Annotated in this window: 18 protein-coding genes and 1 other RNA gene; 13 read left to right on the forward strand and 6 right to left on the reverse strand. The window is 65.7% G+C overall.

The annotated features are described in order from the left end of the window. The first annotated feature begins 194 nt into the window (after positions 1-194). From AC1RQP_RS11310 to AC1RQP_RS11330, 5 genes are all read left to right on the forward strand, one after another. Positions 195-1,943: a methyl-accepting chemotaxis protein gene (locus AC1RQP_RS11310; RefSeq protein WP_492936980.1), complete on the forward strand. Its 1,749-nt coding sequence runs from the start codon at positions 195-197 to the stop codon at positions 1,941-1,943. Between the two features lie 108 nt (positions 1,944-2,051). Then, positions 2,052-3,476, forward strand: coding sequence for a methyl-accepting chemotaxis protein (locus tag AC1RQP_RS11315; protein ID WP_492936981.1), 1,425 nt, complete (start codon positions 2,052-2,054; stop codon positions 3,474-3,476). 751 nt (positions 3,477-4,227) lie between these two features. Next, a complete protein-coding gene (locus AC1RQP_RS11320) occupies positions 4,228-4,692 on the forward strand; it encodes a (2Fe-2S)-binding protein (RefSeq protein ID WP_239627214.1) in 465 nt (154 codons plus the stop codon). Positions 4,693-4,700: 8 nt separating this feature from the next. Continuing rightward, complete coding sequence (locus AC1RQP_RS11325) at positions 4,701-6,869, forward strand: xanthine dehydrogenase family protein molybdopterin-binding subunit (RefSeq protein WP_492936982.1); 2,169 nt, start codon at positions 4,701-4,703, stop codon at positions 6,867-6,869. Next, complete coding sequence (locus AC1RQP_RS11330) at positions 6,866-8,209, forward strand: c-type cytochrome (RefSeq protein ID WP_492936983.1); 1,344 nt, start codon at positions 6,866-6,868, stop codon at positions 8,207-8,209. The genes AC1RQP_RS11325 and AC1RQP_RS11330 overlap by 4 nt, the downstream gene beginning before the upstream one ends. A gap of 283 nt (positions 8,210-8,492) precedes the next feature. Here AC1RQP_RS11330 and AC1RQP_RS11335 read toward each other — a convergent pair whose 3' ends face one another. The 5 genes from AC1RQP_RS11335 to AC1RQP_RS11355 all read right to left on the reverse strand — a co-directional run bounded on the left by AC1RQP_RS11335 (position 8,493) and on the right by AC1RQP_RS11355 (position 11,235). Beyond that, the gene (locus AC1RQP_RS11335; protein ID WP_492936984.1) at positions 8,493-9,317 is read right to left on the reverse strand and encodes a TIGR00282 family metallophosphoesterase; all 825 of its coding nucleotides are present in this window, start codon (positions 9,315-9,317) and stop codon (positions 8,493-8,495) included. Then, positions 9,295-9,891, reverse strand: coding sequence for a 5-formyltetrahydrofolate cyclo-ligase (locus tag AC1RQP_RS11340; protein WP_239627220.1), 597 nt, complete (start codon positions 9,889-9,891; stop codon positions 9,295-9,297). Before AC1RQP_RS11340 ends, AC1RQP_RS11335 begins: the two co-directional genes overlap by 23 nt. A 204-nt stretch (positions 9,892-10,095) precedes the next feature. Continuing rightward, positions 10,096-10,256: non-coding RNA, 6S RNA (gene ssrS / locus AC1RQP_RS11345), on the reverse strand. Between the two features lie 278 nt (positions 10,257-10,534). Next, positions 10,535-10,918: a cell division protein ZapA gene (locus AC1RQP_RS11350; RefSeq protein ID WP_028182480.1), complete on the reverse strand. Its 384-nt coding sequence runs from the start codon at positions 10,916-10,918 to the stop codon at positions 10,535-10,537. After that, entirely contained in the window at positions 10,915-11,235 is a 321-nt protein-coding gene (locus tag AC1RQP_RS11355; RefSeq protein WP_014439722.1) for a DUF4164 domain-containing protein, read from the reverse strand. Before AC1RQP_RS11355 ends, AC1RQP_RS11350 begins: the two co-directional genes overlap by 4 nt. A gap of 365 nt (positions 11,236-11,600) precedes the next feature. Between AC1RQP_RS11355 and tkt the strand changes: the two genes are divergently transcribed. The 8 genes from tkt to AC1RQP_RS11395 all read left to right on the forward strand — a co-directional run bounded on the left by tkt (position 11,601) and on the right by AC1RQP_RS11395 (position 21,200). Beyond that, positions 11,601-13,586 carry a transketolase gene (tkt, locus tag AC1RQP_RS11360; protein WP_492936985.1) on the forward strand — a complete coding sequence of 662 codons (1,986 nt, stop codon included), beginning with the start codon at positions 11,601-11,603 and terminating at the stop codon, positions 13,584-13,586. 150 nt (positions 13,587-13,736) lie between these two features. Beyond that, on the forward strand, positions 13,737-14,744 hold the full coding sequence (gene gap / locus AC1RQP_RS11365) for a type I glyceraldehyde-3-phosphate dehydrogenase (protein WP_448034591.1): 1,008 nt from the start codon (positions 13,737-13,739) through the stop codon (positions 14,742-14,744). A 151-nt stretch (positions 14,745-14,895) separates the two neighbouring features. Then, the gene (locus AC1RQP_RS11370; RefSeq protein ID WP_492936986.1) at positions 14,896-16,092 is read left to right on the forward strand and encodes a phosphoglycerate kinase; all 1,197 of its coding nucleotides are present in this window, start codon (positions 14,896-14,898) and stop codon (positions 16,090-16,092) included. Positions 16,093-16,131: 39 nt separating this feature from the next. Continuing rightward, the gene (gene fba, locus AC1RQP_RS11375; RefSeq protein ID WP_492936987.1) at positions 16,132-17,199 is read left to right on the forward strand and encodes a class II fructose-bisphosphate aldolase; all 1,068 of its coding nucleotides are present in this window, start codon (positions 16,132-16,134) and stop codon (positions 17,197-17,199) included. A 295-nt stretch (positions 17,200-17,494) separates the two neighbouring features. Beyond that, positions 17,495-18,520: a class I fructose-bisphosphate aldolase gene (locus AC1RQP_RS11380; protein WP_492936988.1), complete on the forward strand. Its 1,026-nt coding sequence runs from the start codon at positions 17,495-17,497 to the stop codon at positions 18,518-18,520. 3 nt (positions 18,521-18,523) lie between these two features. Continuing rightward, the gene (locus AC1RQP_RS11385) at positions 18,524-19,225 is read left to right on the forward strand and encodes a thiamine phosphate synthase (protein ID WP_492936989.1); all 702 of its coding nucleotides are present in this window, start codon (positions 18,524-18,526) and stop codon (positions 19,223-19,225) included. Next, positions 19,222-20,298 (forward strand): tetratricopeptide repeat protein, encoded by a 1,077-nt coding sequence (locus tag AC1RQP_RS11390; RefSeq protein ID WP_492936990.1) that lies wholly within the window; start codon positions 19,222-19,224, stop codon positions 20,296-20,298. Before AC1RQP_RS11385 ends, AC1RQP_RS11390 begins: the two co-directional genes overlap by 4 nt. 110 nt (positions 20,299-20,408) lie before the next feature. Next, the gene (locus AC1RQP_RS11395) at positions 20,409-21,200 is read left to right on the forward strand and encodes an inositol monophosphatase family protein (RefSeq protein WP_239627234.1); all 792 of its coding nucleotides are present in this window, start codon (positions 20,409-20,411) and stop codon (positions 21,198-21,200) included. Positions 21,201-21,364: 164 nt separating this feature from the next. Here the strand turns inward: AC1RQP_RS11395 and AC1RQP_RS11400 are convergent, their stop codons facing one another. After that, positions 21,365-24,523, reverse strand: coding sequence for a multidrug efflux RND transporter permease subunit (locus AC1RQP_RS11400; RefSeq protein ID WP_492936991.1), 3,159 nt, complete (start codon positions 24,521-24,523; stop codon positions 21,365-21,367). Positions 24,524-24,528 lie beyond the last annotated feature (5 nt).

The raw sequence follows: 24,528 nt of genomic DNA on the forward strand, positions 1-24,528 counted from the left end.
GTTAAGGAATCGTGCGCCAAGGTGAACGTGGGAAGCGCGGCCTTATAGGCCGCCAACCCACCGAAATGAAAGAGGCTCTACGACTTTAAGGTAACACCGTACTCGCCCGTGCCTAGAGGTCAGGCACCGTTAACCCTGATTTCATTCCGGGCTGCGAAAATAGCGCCCGACCGTTCTCCGACAAGAGAGGCCCGATGGCGTTCGGATTATTTCGGAAGCGTCTGCCGGACCCGGCTGCGCCTGCGACAGCCCTGGAGGCTCCGCAGCCGGCGGCCCATTCCGCGCCGGCCCCGGCCGCCGAAAGTGATTCGGCCCGGGAAATCCTGGAACTGCTGGAACTCGAGCTGGGCGCCATGATCCGCCAGCTCGAACGGGCCGCCAATTCGGTGGCCGGCGGCGCCGAGGCGACCGCCGCGACGCTTGCCGCCATTCGCGACCGCACGGACGCCCTGACCGGCCGGACCAACGCGGCGCAGTCGACCGCCTCCACCTTCGCCCATGCCGCCGACAAGTTCACCCAGTCCGCGCAAGGAATCGGCGCGCAGGTCCGCAATGCCGGCAAGCTCGCCGACGAGGCCAGCGCCGCGGCGCAGGAAGCCCGCGCCAATGTCGAGCGCCTGCGCGAATCCTCCGCCGCCATCGGCAATGTCGTCAATCTGATCGCACAGATCGCGCGGCAGACGACGCTGCTCGCGCTCAACTCCACCATCGAGGCCGCACGCGCCGGCGATGCGGGCAGAGGCTTTGCGGTCGTCGCCACCGAGGTCAAGGCGCTCGCGGTGCAGACCCAGGGCGCGACGGAAGAGATCACCAGGAAGATCGACGCGCTCCAGCGCGACGCCGCCGGCTCCGCCGATGCCGTGCACCGTATTTCGCAGGCGATCGAGGCGATCCGCCCGGTCTTCGACACCGTCAACGGCGCCGTCGCCGAGCAGAACGCCACGACCAGCGAAGTTTCCGGAAATGCCGCCAGCGCCTCGGAGTTCATCATCTCGGTCGGCGAGAGCGCGGCCGAGATCGATGCCGCGACCAAGGCGGCCGAGACCCATGGCGAGAGCGTCGCCAGCGCCGGCAAGGCCGTTACCACTTTTGCTCAAAAGCTGAAATCGCGCTGCGCCGTGCTGCTCGGCCAGAGCGAGCACGCCGACCGCCGCAAGACCGAGCGGCTGCCCTGCCATCTCAGGTTCGAGACCACGCGCGGGGTCATGCCGGTCTACGAAATCGCGATGGACGGCGTTCTGATCGGCGGCGCGGATGCAGCCAGGCTTGCACCGCAAGCGATGATCGAAGGCACCCTCGAAGACATCGGCGCCTGCCGCCTGCGCGTGGTCGAGCAATCCAAGGCAGGCGCCCGCGCGCAATTCGTTGGTGCCAGCGCCGCGCTCAACGAGAAGATCGAGGACAAGCTCTGGTCGATCCATGAGGAGAACACGGAGCTGGTCACCCGTGCCATGGAGGCGGGCAATGCGCTGACCAAGATATTCGAGCAGGCGGTCGCGCGCGGCGAGGTCAAGCTGGAGGACCTGTTCGACACGGACTACGTGGAAATTGCGGGCACCAATCCGCAGCAATTCCGCACGAAATATCTGGACTGGGCCGACCGCGCCCTGCCGCCGTTCCAGGAAGCCTTTCTGGCGAGGGAGCCGCGGATGGCGTTCTGCGCCATGGTCGACCGCAACGGCTTCCTGCCGGTCCACAACAAGATCTATTCGCACACGCAGCGGCCGGGCGACGTCGCCTGGAACACGGCCAACAGCCGCAACCGGCGGATGTTCAACGATCCGGCGGGGCTCGCTGCCGCGCGCAACCTGCGCTCGTACCTGGTCCAGAGCTATGCGCGGGACATGGGCAACGGCAACACGGTGATGATGCGCGAGATCGACGTCCCGATCCGCGTGCAAGGCCGGCACTGGGGCGGATTTCGCACTGCCTACAAGCTGTAGTGCACGCTCAGGCAAGACGGCCGCGGCGAATCATCCTCTAAGGTCGAATTTGGAATGGGAATGCCGCCGTGAGCCGGTGAACGGCTCTGACTGGAGGACTCATCGAACATGTCCGTCGCACACCTTGCCGTCATGGACACCGGCTCCAACCGCACCCTCGCCGAGCGGCTGATCGACCAGCTCGCCGACCGCATCGGCGGCCTCGGCGTGGAACTCGCCGACATCGCCGGCAACGTTCAGGAGGTCGCAAGCCGCGTCGCGAGCCAGTCGGAACGCTTCCACCACCTGCAGAAGACGGCCGAGACGATGGTGTCGGCCAACCACGACATCGCCAACGCATCGCAGGCCGTACAGACGACGACGTCCGCGGCAGTCGGCGAGATCGCGCAATCGCGCAGCGCCGTCGACACCGCGGTCAGCCATATCTCCGAGCTGGTCGCAGCCGTGGAGCGGATCGAGGCGCGCCTCAGCGCCGTCGGCTCGGCGCTGGCGCAGGTGGCGAAGGTCTCCGGCTCGATCGAGGCGATCGCGAAGCAGACCAATCTGCTCGCGCTGAACGCGACCATCGAAGCGGCGCGCGCCGGCAATGCCGGCCGCGGCTTCGCGGTGGTCGCGAGCGAGGTCAAGAATCTCGCGGAAGCCACCCGCCAGGCCACGCACCAGATCTCCGACACCGTGCGCGATCTCGACGGCCAGATCGAAGGCCTGATCGGCGAGAGCAGCGACGCTTCGCAGCGCGCCAAGACCGCCGGCGAAGGCGCGCAAGCGATCTCCGGCATCATCTCACGCGTCCAGCAGGGCTTCGCCTCCGTGGAGGCGGAGATTGGCAGCGTCACGCGCGCGGCGACCTCCAATCTCGGACATTGCGACACCGTCATCAGCGAGCTCAACGAGCTCGCAAGGGGCGTCGACCTGTCCTCGCGCGATCTCAAGAACGCCGACGAGCGGGTGGCGAAGCTGCTCGACGCCTCCGAAGGTCTGATCGCGCTGATCGCCGACAGCGGCGTGGAGACGTCGGACGCGCCGCTGATCCGCGTCGTCGTCGACACCGCGAAGCGGATTTCGGCGGAGTTCGAAGCTGCGATCGATCGCGGCGAGATCACGCTCGACCAGCTCATGGACGAGAACTACCGCGAGATCCCCGGCACCGATCCAAGACAGTACCTCACCGACTACGTCGAGTTCACCGACCGCGTGCTGCCCGCGATCCAGGACCCGATCCAGAAATCCGATCCCCGCATCGTGTTCTGCGTCGCCTGGGCCAGGGGCGGCTATCTGCCGACCCACAATCCGAACTACCGGCTGCCGCAGGGCAAGGACCCGGTCTGGAACAACGCCAACTGCCGCAACCGCCGCCTGTTCACCGACCGCACGGTGAAGAAGGTCGCAGGCAACACGAAGCCGTTCCTGCTGCAGACCTACCGCCGCGACATGGGCGGCGGGCAATTCGTGCTGATGAAGGATCTGTCCTCGCCGATCGTGGTCCGCGGCAAACATTGGGGCGCCTTCCGGATGGGCTTTCGGCAGAGCTGACGGTTGCTGCGCGACCGCGCTCCGTTCTCGCCAAAACAAAAAGTTCGAAAACAACCCCATGCACAGTAGCCGGGTTGTGCGGAATCAATGGCTTAGGCGTGCGCCAAGAGGGCGATCAAATCAGACCTGGTCGCGGGTCACCTCTTCCCCCACGTGGAGATGATTCGAGTGCTGGGCGGGATGCGCCCCACACTTGACCCGTCAGGCAAAACAGGGGCATAATGCGACTATTCCGAAATTGACCCCCTCTTCCCTTCTCCCCTTGTGGGAGAAGGTGGCGCGAAGCGCCGGATGAGGGGTCTGTCTCCGCGGGCAGAACTGCTCGATAATGACGAGGGTCCTACGCGGATAGAGACCCCTCACCCCAAACGTATTCGCGTTGACTGACGTCGCCGCCCTCTCCCACAAGGGGAGAGGGCACAACAATGTCGGCCGTTCCCCGCCGCCCCACTTTCCCAATCGCACGAGTTTCGTCTTTGCATGATTTTGCGCGTTCGCACGATCATCTGCGGCGGCCGATGTCGCACGCGACGAAAATGGGTCAAAACATGACGATTATCATATCAATTGGCCCAAAAACTTTGCAGCGATCGTCGCACAAATTCGTGAATGTCATGGCCTCACGCCTCGTTCGCGCAAATATGCATTGCCGGAAATTTCGACGCTTCATCGTTTCGCATCGGTATGATTATGGTCGCGCAAAATTCGTCGACGTGATCGCCGCACGCGATCGCCGAGCAAGGGAATGCATATGGCAACTGTTCTCACCATCAACGGCGAAACGAAATCGTTCGACGCGCCACCGGAAATGCCGCTGCTGTGGGTGCTGCGCGACATCCTCGGAATGACCGGCACCAAGTTCGGCTGCGGCATCGCGCAATGTGGCGCCTGCACGGTGCATGTCGACGGCAAGGCGGTGCGCTCCTGCGTGCTGCCGGTCAGCGCGGTCGCGAACCGCGCTGTCACCACCATCGAGCACGTCGGCAGCACGCCTGCGGGCGCGAAGGTGCAGAAGGCCTGGCTCGATGCCGAAGTGATCCAGTGCGGTTACTGCCAGTCCGGCCAGATCATGTCGGCCGCCGCGCTGCTGGCGGCAACGCCGAACCCCGACGATTCCGACATCGACGCCGCGATGGCCGGCAACATCTGCCGCTGCGGCACCTATGTGCGCATCCGCGAGGCCATCAAGCAGGCCGCCAACGGCCGTCAGTCCTGAGGTCCGCCATGAACGCACATAACAACGTCTCCCGCCGCGCGCTTCTGACCGGCGGCCTCGCCACCGGATTCCTGCTCGCCTTCCACCTGCCGCTGCGCGCCGCCGTCAACGAGCCGGTGCAGCCGGAGGACAAGACCGACGGCAAGTTCGCGCCGAATGCCTTCATCCGGATCGACCCGGAAGGTGCGACGACGCTGGTGATGCCGCAAGTCGAGATGGGACAAGGAATCTATACCGCGATCTCGATGATCCTGGCAGAGGAGCTCGACGCCGACTGGTCAAAGGTCCAATTGCTGCACGCACCCGCCAACGAGAAACTGTACGGCAATCCCATTTTCATCATTCAGGCGACCGGAGGCTCGACATCGGTCAGGGCGTTCTGGAAGCCGCTACGTGAAGCCGGCGCCAGCGCGCGCGCCATGCTGGTGCAGGCCGCGGCTGCACAATGGGGCGTCGATCCCGCCAGTTGCACGACATCGAAAGGCGAGGTGACCCACAAGGCGAGCGGTCGGACCGTCTCCTACGGTGCGCTGGCCGCCGCAGCAGCAGGCCAGACGCCGCCCAAGACTCCCACGCTCAAGGACCCCAAGGATTTCGTTTATATCGGCCAGCCGTTCAAGCGGCTCGACACCCCCGACAAGGTCAACGGCAAGGCCGTCTACGGCATCGACGCCATCGTGCCGGACATGAAATTCGCGACGCTGGCGCAGTGCCCGGTGTTCGGCGGCAAGGTCGGCAAGGTCGATGACCGTGCCGCGAAGAAGATTCCGGGCGTGCGAAAGATCGTCGTGCTCGACGATCTCGTCGCCGTCGTCGGCGATCATATGTGGGCGGCGAAAAAAGGCCTGGACGCGCTCGACATCGAGTGGAACGAGGGACCGAACGCAAAGATCAATTCGAAAGCGATCTGGGACGATTTGCGCGCCGCCAGCGCAAAGGACGGCGTGGTCGCCAAATCAACCGGCGACATCGCCAAGGGTCTCGCGAGCGGCGAGAAATTCGAAGCTTCGTTCGAGCTGCCGTTTCTCGCCCACGCAACGATGGAGCCGTTGAACGCCACGGTGCATTGCAAGCCCGATTCATGCGAGATCTGGACCGGAACGCAGATCATGGCGCGTGTGCAGTCCGAGGCGGCGAAGGCCGCCGGGCTTCCGGTCGAGAAGGTGATCGTCAACAACCACCTGCTGGGCGGCGGCTTCGGCCGCAAGCTCGAGCCCGACATGGTGGTCGCGGCGGTTCGCATCGCCAAACAGGTCGACGGGCCGGTCAAGGTGGTGTGGACCCGCGAGGAAGACATTCAGCACGATATCTATCGTCCCGTGTATCGCGATACGATCGCAGCGACCTTGTCGGGCGGCAAGATCGTCGGCTGGAAATACAAGATCGCCGGCGCGGCGATCATCGCGCGCTGGCTGCCGCCAGCGTTCCAGAAGGGCATCGATATCGATGCGATCGATAGCGCCACCGACGTGCCCTACGAGATCCCGAATGTCCACGTCGAATATGTGCGGGCCGAACCGCCGGCGATACCAACGGGGTTCTGGCGCGGGGTCGGTCCCAACAACAATGTATTTGCCGTCGAATGCTTCATCGACGAACTGGCGCGCAAGGCGGGCAAGGACCCGGTCGAGTTTCGCCGTGGCATGCTGGCCAATCAGCCGCGTTTCCTGTCCGTCCTCAATCTCGCGGCAGAGAAAGCCAATTGGGGTCAACCCTTGCCCGCGCGCGTCGGACGCGGGGTGTGCTTGCAGCCGTCGTTCGGGAGTTTCATTGCAACCGTCGTGGAGGCTGAGGTCGACGAGCAAGGCGAGATCAATCTGCGCCGTGCGACCTCGGTGGTCGATACCGGCATCGCCGTCAATCCGGATACCATCGTGGCTCAGGTCGAGGGCGGGCTGATCTTCGGCCTGACCGCCGCGCTCTATGGCGAGATCACCATCGAGAAGGGGCGCGTCCAGCAATCCAACTTCAATGACTACCGGATGTTGCGGATCAACCAGACGCCGAAGATCGAGGTTCACGTCGTCAAGAGCGGCGAGGCACCCGGCGGGATTGGCGAGACCGGCACGACGGCCGGACCGCCGGCGCTGCGCAATGCGATTTATGCCGCAACCGGCGTGGCGCTGCGGCGCCTGCCGATCGACCGGACACTGCTGGCTGCGGGGAAGAAGGCATGAGCGGCAAGATGCGTATCCTCACAAGCGTCGTCGCGATCGCCATCGTCGCGGCAGCGGTCGGCGTCTTCATCATCCGCGGGCCCGGCCCGCTCGACTTCGCCGGCGGCACGAAAGTGGCGCTGGCGGATTACCGCGCCGGCAAGCCGACCGGCGTGCCGGCGAAGCTGGAGAAAGCCGGCATCGTCGAGCGCGGCGAATATCTCACCAAGGCCGCCGACTGCATGGTGTGCCACACCAAGCCGGGCGAGAAGGAGTATTCCGGCGGGCTTGCCTTCAAGCTGCCGTTCGGCACGCTCTATTCGACCAACATCACGCCGGACAAGGACACCGGCATCGGCAATTACAGCGACCAGGATTTCCTGAACGCGGTCCAGCACGGCAAGCGCCGTGACGGCGCGCGGCTCTATCCGGCGATGCCCTACACGTCCTACACCTTCATGACCGACGAGGACGTGCTGGCGGTGAAGGCCTATCTGTTCAGCCTGCCGGCGGTGCGCGCCAAGGCGCCCGACAACACGCTGTCGTTCCCGTTCAACCAGCGCTGGGCGATGATGTTCTGGTCGGCCGTGTTCAATCCGGACACGCGCTTTGCGCCCGACACGTCGAAGAGCCCGGAATGGAACAGGGGCGCGTATCTTGCGGAGGCCTTGGCGCATTGCGGCGAGTGCCACACCCCGCGCAATCTCGGCTTCGCGCTGGACAACCGCAGGAAGTTCGCCGGCGCCATCACGGCGGGCTGGCGCGCCTTCAACATCTCCTCCGACAAGGCGACAGGTCTCGGCAACTGGAGCGACCAGGATCTGATCTCGTATCTGTCGCTCGGCCATGCGCCGGGTCATGGCTCGGCCTCGGGCCCGATGGGTGAGGCGGTCGACCACAGCTTGAGCAAGCTCGCCCCCGAAGACATCAGCAGCATCGTTGCTTACCTGCGCAGCGTGCCGCCGCAGCCCTCGCCCGACCTGCCCGCCACCACGGCGCCGGTCGCCCCCGCCTCGCACCGCGACGGGGTCACGGCGAACGCCCGCGGCAAGCAGGTGTTCGCCAGCGCCTGCGCCAGCTGCCACGGCTGGAGCGGCGAGAGCCCGGTCTCGCCGATGGCAACGCTCACCGGCACCTGGGCCGTCAACGACCCCGCCGCCACCAACGTCGCGCAGATCGTGCTCTCGGGCACCAAGCGCCACACGCCCGACGGCGCGCTGTCGATGCCCGCGTTCGGCAACGCGTATACCGACGACGAGATCGCGGCGGTGGCGAACTATGTCACGGCGCGGTTCGGCACGAAGGGCTCGAAGCTGACGGCGAAGGACGTCGCGGAGTTGCGGGAGCAGACGGCGGAGTAGGCTTCTCTCCTCCCCTGGAGGGGCAGGGCTATCGCATATGAATGACACGGGGACTGTCTGCAGGCTTGCTCCGCCTCTCCCGCTTGCGGGAGAGGCCGACGCGCTCGCAGAGCGCGGCGGGTGAGGGCTCTCGCCGCACAGGGACGTCCTCAGTTAATCTCAATAGTCCCAGCGCGGAGACACCCTCTCCCCAACCCTCCCCCGCAAGCGGGGGAGGGAGCCCACTGCCGTTCTGCACATCATATGCGATTGCCCTGCCTGGAGGGGCAGGGTGGCAGTCTACTCAGCTCAACCAGAACTTCGGCGTCGCCGGCTCCAGCCGGCCGCCCACACGCACGGGCGCAACGCGTAGCGCAAGCCCCGTGGCGTCATCCGTCTCCACCGCGACGCCGCTGAGCGTCGCCGCGCCCGCAGCCGGCTCGAAGCGGGCTGACGGTATTCCCGACGTGAACCGGCGCAGCGGTTCTTCCTTCTGCATGCCGATGATGGAGTCGTAGTCGCCGGTCATGCCGGCATCGGTCATGTAGGCGGTGCCGCCTGCGAGGATCTGGTGGTCGGCGGTCGGCACATGGGTGTGCGTGCCGACGACGAGGCTGGCGCGGCCGTCGCAGAAGAAGCCGATGCCCTGCTTCTCGCTGCTCGCCTCGCAATGGAAATCGACGACGATGGCGTCGGCGGCAACGCCGAGCGGGCACGCGCCGAGCTCGCGCTCGAGCGCCGCGAAGGGGTCGTCGAACGGGGTCATGAAGACGCGGCCCAAGGCGTTGACGACGAGGGCGTGCTTGCCGTTCTTGGTCTCGACCAGTGCGGCGCCGCGGCCGGGCGTGCCGCGCGGATAGTTCGCCGGTCGCACCAGGCGATCGGCGCGCTCGATGAACACCAGCGCCTCGCGCTGGTCCCAGGAATGATTGCCGAGCGTCACCGCATCGGCGCCGGCCTCGAGGAATTCCTGGTAGATCGCTTCCGTGATGCCGAACCCGCCGGCGGAATTCTCGCCGTTGACGACGACGAAATCGAGCGACCAGTCCTTGACCATGCCGGGCAGATATTCGGCGATGGCCTCGCGCCCGCTACGGCCGACGACATCACCCACGAAGAGAATGCGCAACTTCAGAACTCCGGAAATCGAACACGTCCGATTCCGTTAGCACATAATCCAGCGCGACGTCGTGGGATAGTGCCGGAACCGCCTCGATCTCCTGCGCCGCAAAGGCAAGCCCGATGCCGATGATTTGCTTGGTCTTGCGCAAATGCGCGAAGGTGAAATCGTAATGGCCGGCACCATAGCCGATGCGATGGCCGAGACGGTCGAAGGCCGCAAGCGGCGTCAGCATGATGTCGGGGATCACTTCGCTTGCCGCCGGCGACGGCTCGGGAATGCCGAGCGGGCCGAGCGTCAGGCGGTCGTTCGGATGGAAGATGCGGAAGATCAGCGACTGGCCGCGCGCGGCGACGCAAGGCAGCGCCAGCTTTGCGCCCTGCTCGGCGAGCCGCTTCATCAGCGGCAGGGGATCGATCTCGTTGCGGATCGGCGAATAGCCGGAGACGATGCTGCCGGGCAGCAGCTCGAACGGCAACCCGCGCTTGGCGAGCTTTGCGGCCGCAGCGATGCGCTTCTTGTCGCTCAGCGCGTCACGCCTGGCGAGGGCTTTGGCACGGAGCTCGGCTTTGGAAGCGGACATGCGCTTTGGTCCCCCAACGTCATCACTCGCGAATGCGGGTGATCCAGTATTCCAGAGACGCCAGTGCTAGAACCTCGACGCCGCGGCGTACCGGATGCCCCGGCCCTCCGTGCGCAATTGCGCACCAGGCGGGGCATGACACCGAACCTTGAGCTGAACCGCAAGCGTGTCGGGGACGCAATTCGACAGACACGAAGAAAACAGTACGAAGCCGCGAACGCCGTTGAAGCACTCGATCCCGGAGTTCCCTACGAAAGTAGGTGGGCACCATATGTCCGGGCCCACGGGCCCGGCCAGGGACAGTTCCCTAAAGGATCGATAAGGCCCCGGGGATATATGGCTCCTGACGCACGTCGCAGCCTCGCTTGAGCAATGTAACAACTGTACTGACGAAGTGCCAGTGCGGTGAAAAGCGAGCTTCGGCCGAGCCACGGCGGAAGTGCGCTCCCTCCCCCGTTTGCGGGGGAGGGTTGGGGAGAGGGTGTCTCCGCGACGGGACAATCCCCTAGAGGAGAGAACCCTCACCCGGCGCACGGGACGAAGCTTCGCTTCGCCCGGATGCGCCGACCTCTCCCGCAAGCGGGAGAGGCGCGTCGCCCGCGGCCAAACCGACTACAACAATAGGCAACCTCTTCTGCGGCCCCTACCCGATCGCGATCCCGCCTCCGACCGTGCGGTTCAGGACCTGGGTCGACTTCTCGATGCGTTCGGCTGCGGCATTCAGCGCATTCACCACCGCGGTCTGCGTCATCCGGGCGCGCTCGACGGCGGCGTTGCGGAAGTCCCGGAGCTCGACCAGCTCCTGCTCCATGGTGCGGATGCGGTTGCCGGCGTCGATCAACTCGTCGCACACGGTCAGCGCCGCCATCACCGTGAGGCGCGCATCGCCGATCTCGCCGAATTTTCCGCGCAGCGACTGGATGCGTGTCTCCAGGCTCTCGGCGAGCTTGAGCAGCCGCACCTCCTGGCCCTCCTCGCAGGCCATGCGGTATTGCCGGCCGTTGATGGTGACGTTGATGTGGCTCATCCGTCCTCTCCGGTATCGAGCACCGAGCGTATCGTGACGATTGCGGAATCCAGCCGGTCGGAAATCTCGCGATTGGTGCGCTCGAGCTTGCGCGCCTTCACCAGCGCGCCGTCGAGCTCGTCGGCGAGTCGCGAGCGATCCGCGCCGAGCGCCTGGATCCGCGCCGCGAGCTCGTTCTCGTCGCGATCGGCATCGCGTCGCCGCTCGACCGCGCTTTCGAGTGCGTCGAGCGCCGCCGTGAGCCTGCGGGTCGCAATCTCGATCTCGACGGCGGATGATTCCGTCATGGCGGAGCTATTGGACACGCGATCGTTCATGCAGTCAGCGGCGGAACCTGGCGGCCTTTGCCCAGTGGCCTTTCCCTGGAGCTTGCCGTCCGGCAAAAGACTCGGTTCGGCAAGCGGTTAGAAGCAGAAATTTACGTGGCAAGCTAGCCCAGCGCAACGCCGCCGCAAAACTATGCACCGATCAATCGGGACGCGGTTGCGATCGATCGATTCCTTCCGGCACGATCCCGGCGGAAAACTGATCTCGACCGGCAACTTTTACGGCCAAACCGGCGTTTGACCGCCTTGGACTCCCGGAACCGAGGTGCTATCCCAGCCCCGACCTTCAGTGGCCGCCAGGCTCCTCCCGCGCGGGCGTACATCGCCAAGCGCCTCATTTCAGACGGATTTCAGACATGACGCAGGTCGATCACACCCGTATGGCCAACGCGATCCGCGGCCTTTCGATGGACGCTGTCGAGAAGGCGAAATCGGGCCATCCCGGCCTGCCGATGGGTGCCGCCGACATCGCCACGGTGCTGTTCACGCAGTTCCTGAAATTCGACGCCGCAGCGCCCGCCTGGCCGGACCGCGACCGCTTCGTGCTCTCGGCCGGCCACGGCTCGATGCTGCTCTACTCGCTGCTGTACCTCACCGGCAATGCCGAGATGACGCTGGACCAGATCAAGCAGTTCCGCCAGGTCGATTCGCTCACCCCAGGGCACCCCGAGAATTTCCGCACCAAGGGCATCGAGACCACCACCGGCCCGCTTGGCCAGGGCATCTCGACCGCAGTCGGAATGGCGCTCGCGGAGAAGATGCTGGCCGCCGAGTTCGGCAAGAAGATTGTCGACCACCACACCTATGTGCTCGTCTCCGACGGCGATCTAATGGAAGGCGTGTCGCAGGAAGCGATCGCGATGGCCGGGCACTGGAAGCTCAACAAGCTGATCGTGCTCTACGACGACAACGGCATCTCGATCGACGGCCCGACCTCGATCTCCGATTCCGTCGACCAGGTGAAGCGCTTCAAGTCGGCGGGCTGGGCCGCCGAGAAGATCGACGGCCAGGATCAGGCCGCCATTGCCGCCGCCATCACCCGCGCGCAAAAATCCAACAAGCCGACGCTGATCGCCTGCCGCACCACCATCGGCTTCGGCGCGCCGCACAAGGCCGGCACCTCGAAGGTGCATGGCGAGGCGCTCGGCGCCGACGAGCTCAAGGCCGCCAAGGAAAATCTCGGCATCTCGCTCGAGCCGTTCTCGGTGCCCGACGACGTGCTGAAGGCATGGCGCGCGGCCGGCAGCCGCGGCGCCGCGGCACGCCAGGAATGGGAAGCACGGATCAGCGAGCTCGGCAGCCGCAAGCGCGCCGAGTTCGAGCGCCGCCTGCGCCATGAGCGTCCGGCCTCGCTGGCCAAGGCGCTGAAGGCACACAAGAAGGAGCTGCTGGAGAAGCCGCTGACGGCGGCGACGCGCAAATCGTCGGAGGCTGCGATCGAGGTGATCGCCGCGGCCATGCCGATGGAATTTCTGGCCGGCTCGGCCGATCTCACCGGCTCCAACAACAACAAGGCGAAGTCGGCGACCGCGTTCTCGGCCAAGACGCCGAAGGGCCGCTTCATCCATTACGGCATCCGCGAGCACGGCATGTGCGCCGCGATGAACGGCATCTTCCTGCATGGCGGCTTCGCGCCGAACGGCGCGACCTTCCTGGTGTTCACCGATTACGCACGTCCCGCGATGCGCCTCGCCGCACTGATGGGCACCGGCGTCGTCTATGTGATGACGCACGACTCCATCGGCCTCGGCGAGGACGGCCCGACGCATCAGCCGGTCGAGCATCTCGCCGCGCTTCGCGCCATTCCGAACATGCGCGTGTTCCGCCCATGCGATTCCATCGAGGTCGCCGAGTGCTGGGAGCTCGCGCTCAACCGCATCGACGGTCCGACCGTGCTGGCGCTGACGCGGCAGAACCTGCCGCAGCTGCGGACCACCGCACCGAACGACAATCCCTGCGCAGCCGGCGCCTATGAGCTGGTCGCGGCCCAGGGCGAAGCCAAGGCGACGCTGTTTGCCTCCGGCTCCGAAGTCGAGATCGCGGTCGCGGCCCAGAAGCAGCTCGCGGAACGCGGCATCGCGTCACGCGTTGTCTCTGTTCCCTCGCTCGAGCTGTTGTTAGCGCAACCAGAGGCCAAGCGTGCCGCAATCATCGGCAACGCGCCGGTCAAGATCGCTATCGAGGCCGCCGTGCGCTGGGGCTGGGATGCCGTGATCGGCCAGGACGGCGAATTCATCGGCATGCATTCCTTCGGCGAAAGCGGTCCCGCCAAGGAGCTTTACAAGCATTTCGGCATTACCGCCGAGGCCGCGGTTAACGCTGTGCTGAAGCGCATTTCCTGAGAGTTGAGCTTGCCCCAAAAAAGGACTACGTAGTCTTCCATATGATCAAGCACCGCCCGGCCGAACCGGGCGCCCGCCCCTAAAAAAACCCTCGCAGGCGCACGAAAGCGCGTTGTGCGGGATGACAACGGTCATTGAAGGAGACGAAACATGGCAGTCCGCGTCGGAATCAACGGTTTTGGCCGCATCGGCCGCAACGTCCTGCGGGCTATCGCCGAGTCAGGCCGCAAGGACATCGAGGTCGTGGGCATCAACGATCTCGGCCCGGTCGAGACCAACGCCCATCTGCTCCGTTTCGACAGCGTCCATGGCCGCTTCCCCGGCACCGTCACCGTCGATGGCGACTCCATCAGCTTCGGCAACGGCAAGATCAAGGTGACCGCCGAGCGCGATCCCTCGAAGCTGCCCTGGAAGGATCTCGGCGTCGACATCGCGCTGGAATGCACCGGCATCTTCACCTCGAAGGACAAGGCCTCCGCGCATCTGACCGCCGGCGCCAAGCGCGTGCTGGTCTCCGCGCCCGCCGACGGCGCCGATGCCACCATCGTCTACGGCGTCAACCACGACACCCTGACCAAGGATCATCTGGTCGTCTCCAACGGCTCCTGCACCACCAATTGCCTCGCGCCGGTCGCCAAGGTGCTGAACGATCTCGTCGGCATCGAGACCGGCTTCATGACCACGATCCACGCCTATACCGGCGACCAGCCGACGCTGGACACGCTGCACAAGGATCTCTACCGCGGCCGCGCCGCTGCGATGTCGATGATCCCGACCTCGACCGGTGCCGCGAAAGCGATCGGTCTCGTGCTGCCCGAGCTGAAGGGCAAGCTCGACGGCGTCGCGATCCGCGTGCCGACCCCGAACGTCTCGGTGGTCGACCTCAAGATCGTCGCCAAGCGTGCCACCGACGCCAAGGAGATCAACGCGGCGATGAAGCGCGCGAGCGAGCAGCAACTCAAGGGCATCCTCGGCTACACCAGTGCGCCGAACGTCTCGATCGACTTCAACCACGATCCGCACTCCTCGACCTTCCACGAGGACCAGACCAAGGTGCAGAACGGCACGCTGGTGCGCGTGATGTCCTGGTACGACAACGAGTGGGGCTTCTCGAACCGAATGGCGGACACCGCCGTCGCGTTGGCGAAGGTGATCTGACTCCGCTCTCGCGTCCCGGACGCGATGCAGCGTGAAGCGCTGCGTCGCAGATCCGGGACCCATCTTAACCGCGGGACTCGCCGCAACGTGGGTCCCGGTTCTGCACAGCGGCGCCTTGCGCCGCAATGCGCCCGGGACAAGGAAGCGTCCGATGACCAACAAATTCCGCACCCTCGACGACGTCGACGTGAAGGGCAAGCGCGTGCTGCTGCGCGTCGACCTCAACGTGCCCATGGAGAACGGGCGCGTCACCGACGCGACCCGGCTCGAGCGCGTGGCGCCGACCATCACCGAGCTCGCCGACAAGGGCGGCAAGGTCATCCTGCTCGCGCATTTCGGCCGGCCGAAGGGGCGCGATGCCAAGGACTCGCTCAAGCCGGTCGCCGAGGCGCTGTCGAAGGTGGTGAAGAAGCCGGTCGGCTTTGCCGATGACTGCATCGGCGAGCCCGCGGCCAAGGCCGTGGCCGGCCTAGAGGACGGCGACATCCTCTGTCTCGAAAACACCCGCTTCCACAAGGAAGAGGAAAAGAACGATCCCGCCTTCGTCGCGGAGCTCGCCAAGCTCGGCGACATCTGGGTCAATGACGCCTTCTCGGCGGCGCACCGCGCCCATGCCTCGACCGAAGGCCTCGGCCACAAGCTGCCGGCCTATGCCGGCCGCACCATGCAGGCCGAGCTCAATGCGCTGGAGAAGGCGCTGGGATCCCCGACCAAGCCGGTGATCGCGATCATCGGCGGCGCCAAGGTCTCGACCAAGATCGACCTGCTCGAAAATCTCGTGACCAAGGTCGACGCGCTCGTGATCGGCGGCGGCATGGCCAACACCTTCCTGCACGCCCAGGGCGTCGCGATCGGCAAGTCGCTGGCCGAGAAGGACCTCGCGCCGACCGCGCTGCGCATCATGGAGAAGGCGGACGCCGCCAACTGCGCGATCATCCTCCCCGTGGATGCGACCGTCGCCTATCATTTCGCGGCCAACGCGCCGTCGCATGCCTATGGGCTCGATGCGATCCCGGCCGACGGCATGATCCTCGATGTCGGCCCGCAATCGGTCGCGCGGGTCCACGCGGCGATCGACGATGCGGCAACCCTGGTCTGGAACGGACCGCTGGGCGCCTTCGAGATGCAGCCGTTCGACCGCGGCACCGTCGCGGCCGCCAAGCATGCCGCCGAGCGCACCAAGGCCAGGAAGCTGGTCTCGATCGCGGGCGGCGGCGACACTGTCGCTGCGCTCAACCAGGCCCATGTGGCCGGTGACTTCACCTATGTGTCGACCGCCGGTGGCGCGTTCCTCGAATGGATGGAAGGCAAGCCGCTGCCCGGCGTCGAAGTTCTGCGTATCAAGTAATCAAGCGGCCTTGCAGGCCCCAACGGGAGAAAGACACAGATGGCTCGGATCACGTTACGTCAACTGCTCGACCACGCGGCGGAGAACGATTACGGCGTACCGGCCTTCAACATCAACAACATGGAGCAGGCGCTGGCGATCATGGACGCGGCCAACCAGGTCGACGCGCCCGTCATCATCCAGGCCTCGCGCGGCGCCCGCTCCTACGCCAACGACGTCATGCTCAAGCACATGATGGACGCGGTGACCGAGATCTATCCGCACATTCCGGTCTGCGTGCATCTCGACCACGGCAACGAGCCCGCGACCTGCATGACCGCGATCCAGGCGGGCTTCACCTCGGTCATGATGGACGGCTCGCTCAAGGCCGACGGCAAGACCCCCGGCGACTGGGGCTACAATGTCGGCGTCACCAAGACCGTGACCGACATGGCCCATCTCGGCGGCATCTCGGTCGAAGGCGAGCTAGGCGTGCTCGGCTCGCTCGAAACCGGCATGGGCGACAAGGAAGACGGCCACGGCGCCGAAGGCAAGCTCAGCCACGACCAGCTCCTGACCAATCCGGACGAGGCCGTGAAGTTCGTCCAGGAGACCAAGGTCGACGCGCTCGCGATCGCGATGGGGACTTCTCACGGTGCCTACAAATTTACCCGCAAGCCCGATGGCGACATCCTCGCCATGAACGTGATCGAGGAGATCCACCGCAAGCTGCCGAACACCCATCTCGTCATGCACGGCTCCTCGTCGGTGCCTCAGGATCTCCAGGACATCATCAACGCCTATGGCGGCAAGATGAAGCCGACCTGGGGCGTGCCTGTTGCCGAGATCCAGCGCGGCATCAAGAACGGCGTACGCAAGATCAACATCGACACCGACAACCGCATGGCGATGACCGGCCAGATCCGCAAGGTGCTCAAGGACAATCCGGAAGAGTTCGATCCGCGCAAATATTTGAAGCCGGCGATGGAAGCGATGACCAAGCTGTGCAAGCAGCGCCTTCAGGAGTTCAATACCGCCGGCCAGGCCTCCAAGGTCAAGAAGGTGCTGACCACCGCCGAGATGGCCAAGCGCTACGCCAAGGGCGAGCTCGACCCCAAGGTGGCGTAAGCGATCGCGAAGGTGGCGTAAGGCAGACGCCGCCCCATCTTCCCCCTCGCCCCGCTTGCGGGGAGAGGGTCGGGGTGAGGGGGCGTCTCCCCGGGAACGGTAGCAGTCGAACTCGCGGAGAGCCCCCTCACCCGGATTTCACGCTACGCGCAAGATCCGGCCTCTCCCCGCAAGCGGGGCGAGGCGAAGACCCAGCCTCCCCGCTTTTGCCCTGCGACGAACGTTAACTCGGCAATTGCCCGAGAACGGTCTATTTTTGCGGGCAAGGGCAGAATCGATTTGGGAGGACCTCTCGATGAATCTGACTGAGCTCAACAGGATCGCCACCGCCATGGTCGTATCAGGCAAGGGCATCCTTGCCGCGGACGAATCCTCCGGCACCATCAAGAAGCGCTTCGACGCCATCGGCGTGGAATCGACGGAAGAGAACCGCCGCGACTATCGCGAGATGCTGTTTCGCGCCAAGGACGCCATGAGCCAGTACATCTCCGGGGTGATCCTCTATGACGAGACGATCTGGCAGGATGCCAAGGACGGCACGCCGCTGGTCAGGCTGATCGAGCAGAGCGGCGCCATCCCGGGGATCAAGGTCGACGAGGGCACGCAAGCCCTGCCGATGTGCCCCGGCGAGCTCGTCACGGTCGGGCTCGACAAGCTCGCCGAGCGGCTGAAGAAATATTACGCGCGCGGCGCGCGCTTTGCCAAATGGCGCGCAGTGATCGACATCGGCAGCGGCATCCCCTCGATGACCGCGATCAGCGTCAACGCCCATGCGCTGGCGCGCTATGCCGCGCTGTGCCAGGCCGCGCAGATCGTGCCGATCGTCGAGCCGGAAGTGCTGATGGACGGCGATCACGACATCGACCGCTGCTATGAGGTGACGCAACGCGTCCTCAACAAGACGTTCCAGGAGTTGCGCGTGCAGCGCGTCGCGCTCGAAGGCATGGTGCTGAAGCCGAACATGGCAATCTCGGGCAAGAAGTGTCCGAATCAGGCCTCCGTCGAGGAGGTCGCGGAGAAGACGATCCGGCTGCTCAAGGCCTGCGTGCCCGCAGCCGTGCCCGGCATCGCTTTCCTCTCCGGCGGCCAGTCGGATGAAGAGGCGACCGCGCATCTCAATGCCATGCACAAGCTCGGCCCGCTGCCCTGGGGCCTGACCTTCTCCTATGGCCGCGCGCTCCAGGCCGCGCCGCAGAAGGCCTGGTCCGGCAAGGCCGGGAACGTCGCGGCCGGACAGCGCGCCTTCAGCCATCGCGCGCGGATGAACGGCCTTGCTTCCAAGGGCGAATGGCAAAGCAGCCTGGAACAGAAGGCAGCGTAGATCTTGTCGAACAAACCGCCTCCGCCGCGCCCGGCGCCGCGTCTCTACCTCGCGACGCCTATTGTCGAGGACCCTGCGAGGCTCGTCGCCGATTTGCCGGGCCTGCTCGCTTCGGCCGATGTCGCGGCCGTGCTGCTGCGGCTGAAGGAGACCGACCAGCGCACCATGATCTCGCGCATCAAGGCGTTGGCACCGCCGGTGCAGAAGGCAGGCGCAGCCCTCCTCGTCGACGGTCATCCTGACATCGTCGCGCGCGGCGGCGCCGACGGCGCGCACCTCACCGGTCTTGCCGCGCTGGAAGAGGCGGCGCCCTCGCTCAAGCCCGATCGCATCGCCGGCGTCGGCGGGCTCGCCACGCGGCACGATTCCATGAGCGCGGGCGAGATGGGCGCCGACTATGTGCTGTTCGGCGAGCCCGACGAGAAAGGCCAGCGCCCGTCATCCCAGGCCATCGCCGAACGGCTGGACTGGTGGGCCGAGCTGTTCGAGCCGCCCTGCGTCGGCTTTGCCAATTCGCTGGAAGAGGCCCGCGATTTCGCCGCCAGCGGCGCCGATTTCGTGCTGGTCGGCGACTTCATCTGGGACGATCCGCGCGGGCCCAAGGCCGCGCTGGTCGAGGCCGACGCTGCGATCAAGAAGGCCCATGCGACGGCGCCGGCGGGCCAGGATCCTGCGGGTCAGGAGCACGGCCAGCGCCCGACATGAAGCTTCCGCACATCACCATGCTGGCCGCGCTGCTGCTCACGGCGCCCGCGGCCGCGCAGCTCCAGATCACGCCGCCGGCCGCAACGCCGAGCGCTCCCGCCGAAAAGCAGAAGCCCAAGCCGCACACGATCACCAAGAAGAAGGAGGCCGCTCCCGCGCCGAAACCTTCGGCCTCCCCCAAGCCGTCCCCCTCGCCCAAGCCGGCCGCGACCGTGATCCCCGCACCGCCGACCGACGATCCCAACGTCGATCTGGTCTACGGCGCCTACCAGCGCGGCCAGTACAAGACCGCGTTCGAGCTCGCCACCACCCGTGCACAAGCCGGCGATCCCAAGGCGATGACCATGCTCGGCGAGCTCTATTCCAACGCCATGGGCATCCGGCGCGACTACGCCAAGGCGGCCGAATGGTACAAGCGCGCCGCCGATTCCGGCGATCGCGAGGCGATGTTCGCGCTCGCCATGCTGCGCATGTCGGGCCGCGGTGGCCCGGTCGACAAGGGCGAGGCGGTCAAGCTGATGGCCTCCGCCGCCAAGCTCGGCGAGCCCAAGGCCGCCTATAACCTCGCCTTGCTCTATCTGGACGGCCAGACACTGCCGCAGGACGTCAAGCGCTCGGCGGAGCTGCTGCGCCAGGCCGCCGATGCAGGCCTGCCCGAGGCCCAATACGCGCTCGCGACCTTCTACAAGGAAGGCAACGGTGTGCCGAAGGACCCGGAACGCGCGGTGCGGCTGCTCCAGGCCGCCTCGCTCGCCGACAATGTCGATGCCGAGGTCGAATATGCGATCGCGATGTTCAACGGCACCGGCACGCCGAAGAACCAGCCGGCGGCCGTCGCGTTGCTCCGCAAGGCGTCCCGCCAGGGAAGCGCGATCGCGCAGAACCGGCTGGCATGGGTGCTGATCAACGGCGTGGGTACGCCCATGGACAAGGTCGAGGGCTTCAAATGGCACCTGGTGGCCAAAACGGCCGGCAAGGGCGACCCCGATCTCGACAAGCAACTATCCGATCTGCCGGCCGAGGAGCGGGCCAAGGCTGAGGCCGCCGCCAAGAAATGGCTCGGGACCAAATGACTTGACGCAATGACTTGACGCAAGCGCCCTCGCAGGGCACCCAATCCCTCAAACAGGCGCGACGTTCCGTCCCTGCCCCTGATCCCCGCCCCCGATCAAGTCCAGAGCTCATGCTGTATTCCGCCACTATCAACGTCATGGTCAAGGCCGCGCGCCGCGCCGGCCGCAGCCTCAAGCGCGATCTCGGCGAGATCGAGCATCTCCAGGTCTCGCTGAAGGGGCCGGCGAATTTCGTCTCGCTCGCCGACAAGCGCGCCGAGGAGATCCTCTATCAGGACCTCGCCAAGGCAAGGCCCGGCTACGGCTTCATCGGCGAAGAGGGCGGCACCCGCGAAGGCACCGACAAGAGCCACACCTGGATCGTCGATCCGCTCGACGGCACCACCAACTTCCTGCACGGCATCCCGCAATTCGCGATCTCGATCGGCCTCGCGCGTGAGGGCACGATCATCGCCGGCGTGATCTACAACCCCGCCAATGACGAGCTCTACATCGCCGAGCGCGGCAAGGGCGCCTTCCTCAACGACCAGCGCCTGCGCGTGGCCGGCCGCCGCCAGCTCAACGAATGCGTGGTGGCCTGCGGCCTGCCCCATATCGGCCGCGGCGACCATGAGGAATTCCGCCGCGAGATGACCGCGATCCAGAATCGCGTCGCGGGCCTGCGCCGCTTCGGCGCCGCTTCGCTCGACCTCGCCTTCGTCGCCGCCGGCCGCCTCGACGGCTATTGGGAGCGCAACCTGCAATCCTGGGACATCGCCGCCGGCCAGATCATGGTGCGCGAGGCGGGCGGTACGGTGAGCGACATCGAGACCCCTGGCGATCCGCTGGTGACCGGGCACGTGGTGTGCGGCAATGAGTTCGTGCACGGGGAGCTGGTGAAGATCTTGAGGAAGGCGGCGTAAGGCGGGAGCTCGCGCTCCACACTCCGCCGTCATTCCGGGACGCGCCACTGGGGGCGAGCCCGGAATCCATTCATCGACTGTGATTGCGGCCCGATGGATTCTCAGATGCGCAATTGCGCATCATAGTTCGCGCTACGCGCGCCCCGGAATGACGGAAAGAACTGTCAGTGCCCGGTATGCGCCCGCGCCGGCGGGCCGTAGGCCTCATGTTCCTTCGCCGCCGCCGGCTCCCGGTCCCCGCCCAGCACGCGCTGCACCGAGACGAAGAACACCGGCACCATCAGGAGCGCCAGGATCACCACCGCGATCATGCCGCCCATCACGATGCTGCCCAGCGCCTGCTGGCTGGCGCCGCCGGCGCCATGCGCGATCGCCATCGGCAGCACGCCGCAGATGAAGGCGAGGCCGGTCATCAGGATCGGGCGGAAGCGCAGGCGGCAGGCCTCGATGGTGGCTTCCACCAGCGGCTTGCCTTCCTTCCGCAGATCCTTCGCGAACTCGATGATCAGGATCGCGTCCTTCGCGGCGAGGCCGATGATGGTGATGAGGCCGACGGTGAAGTAGACGTCGTTGGGCAGGCCGCGCAGCATGGCGGCGACCACGGCGCCGACGATGCCGAGCGGCACGGTCAGCAGCACCGCGAGCGGAATGGTCCAGCTCTCGTACAGCGCAGCCAGACACAGGAACACCACGAACACCGAGAGCGCCAGCAGGAACGGCGCCTGCGAGCCCGACAGCTTTTCCTGGAGCGATTGTCCGGTCCATTCATAGCCGAAGCCGCGCGGCAATCTGTCGGCGAGCCGCTCCATCTCGGCGATCGCATCGCCCGAGGTGAAGCCGGGTTTCGCTTCGCCGGAGATGCGCACCGCCGGATAATAGTTGAAGCCGGCGATCTGCGTCGGACCGCGTGCCCATTCCACCGTGGCAAAGGACGAGAACGGCACCAGCTGGCCGCGGCTGTTCTTGACGTTGTAGTTGAGGATGTCCTCGGTCCGCATGCGGTCGCGCGCGTCGGCCTGCACGACGACGCGCTGCATGCGGCCGCGGTTCGGGAAGTCGTTGATGTAGTTCGAGCCGAGATTGGTCGAGATCGTGTTGTTGATGTCCTCGAAGGTGACGCCGAAGGCGCCGGCCTTCTCGCGGTCGATCATGAGATTGACCACGCCTGCCTCGGGCAGGCCTTCGATGTAGACCTTCTGAAGCACCGGGCTCGCATTGGCCGCCGCGATCAGCTGGTCGGCAGCGCGCATCAAGGCCGAATAGCCCTTCTGGCCGCGGTCCTGAAGGCGGAACGAGAAGCCGGAGGAGTTGCCGAGATTGTCGATCGGCGGCGGCTGCAGCGCCGAGATCTTTGCGTCGCGGATCGATGAGAGGTCGCGGTTGATGTCGTTGACGATCGCCGCGGCGGAATCCTTGGGACCGCGCTCCGACCAGTCCTTCAGCGTGATGAAGGCCTGCGCGGTGTTCATGCCCTGGCCGGAGAAGCTGAAGCCCGTGAGGAAGGTGACGTCTTTGACTCCCGGCCGCGCGGCAAGATATTTCTCGACCTTCTCGATCACGGCCTCGGTGCGGGCGTAGGACGAATCCGACGGCGTCTGCACGTCGGTGGTGACGAAGCCCTGGTCGTCGACGGGCAGGAAGCCACCGGGCAGGCTGACGAAGGCCCAGGACAGGCCGACCAGCAGCGCGGCATAGACCAGCATCAGGCGTCCGGTGCGCTTCAGCGAGAAGCCGACCGTATTCGCGTAGCGGAACCGCGCGGCCTCCAGCATGTGATTGAACCAGCCGAACACGAAATTGCTGGAATGACCGTGCCCCTTGGCGACAGGCTTGAGCAGGGTCGCACACAGCGCCGGCGTCAGCGACAGCGCGAGGAAGGCGGAGAAGCCGATCGCGGCGACCATGGTGACGGAGAACTGGCGGTAGATGATGCCGACCGAGCCCGGGAAGAACGCCATCGGCACGAACACCGCCATGAGCACCAAGGTGATGCCGATGATGGCGCCGGTGATCTGCGACATCGCCTTGCGCGTGGCTTCCTTCGGCGGCAGGCCTTCCTCGGCCATGATGCGTTCGACGTTCTCGACCACGACGATGGCGTCGTCGACGAGGATGCCGACCGCAAGTACCATGCCGAACATCGACAGCATGTTGATGGAGTAGCCGGCGAGCAGCAGCGTGGAACAGGCGCCTAAGAGCGCCACCGGCACCACGATGGTCGGAATGATGGTGTAGCGGATGTTCTGCAGAAACAGGAACATCACCACGAACACCAGCACCACGGCTTCCACCAGCGTCGTCAGCACCTTCTTGATCGAGGCCTCGACCACGGGCGTGATGTTGTAGGGGATCTCGTAGGTGATGTTGGCCGGGAAGAAGCGCGACAGCTCCTTCATCTTCGCTTCGACCGCGCTCGCGGTCGCCAGCGCATTGCCGGTCGGCGACATCAGCACCGACAGACCCGCAGTCGGCTTGCCGTTGAGGCGCGTGTTGAACTGGTAGCTGAGCCCGCCGACCTCGACGCGCGCGACATCGCGCAGGCGCACGGTCGAGCCGTCGGCATTGGCGCGCAGGATGATGGCGCCGAATTCGTCAGGCGAGGAGAGTTGCCCCTTGACCAGCACCAGCGTCGAGGTGCGCTGGCTGGACGTCGACGGCTCGGCGCCGATGCTGCCCGAGGCGACCTGCGCGTTCTGCGCGGAGATCGCCTTGTTGACGTCGTCGGCGGTCAGCCCGTAGCCGACGAGCCTGGCCGGATCGACCCAGACGCGCAAGCTGCGCTCGGTCGAGTACAGCGTGGCGCGACCGACGCCGGGAATGCGGCGGATCTCACCCAGCACGTTGCGGATCATGAAGTCGCCGAGGCCGACCTCATCCAGGCTGCCGTCGGTCGAACTCAGCGTGATGATCTGAAGCACCGCGCTGGAGGCTTCCTCGATCAGGATGCCCTGCTGCATCACCGCGCGCGGCAGGCGCGCCTCGACGCGCTTGATGCGGTTCTGGACTTCCACCGAGGCGTCGTTGGTATCGGTGCCGGGCTGGAAATTGGCGATGATCTCGACCTGGCCGAGCGAGTCGCTGGTCGATTCGAAATTGAGAATGCCGGAGGCGCCGTTGAGCTCCTCCTCGATCAGCCGCGTGACGCTGTTGTAGAGGTTTTCGGGCGACGCACCGGGATAACTGGTCGAGATCGAGATCGAGGGCGGCGCGATGATCGGATATTGCGCGATCGGCAGCAGCGGCACCGCGATCGCGCCGATCAGGCAGATGAACAGCGCGACCACCCAGGCGAAGATCGGCCTGTCGATGAAAAAGCTCGGCATAGCGC

The sequence above is a fragment of the Bradyrhizobium sp. GW821-FHT13H06 genome, from assembly GCF_058803975.1.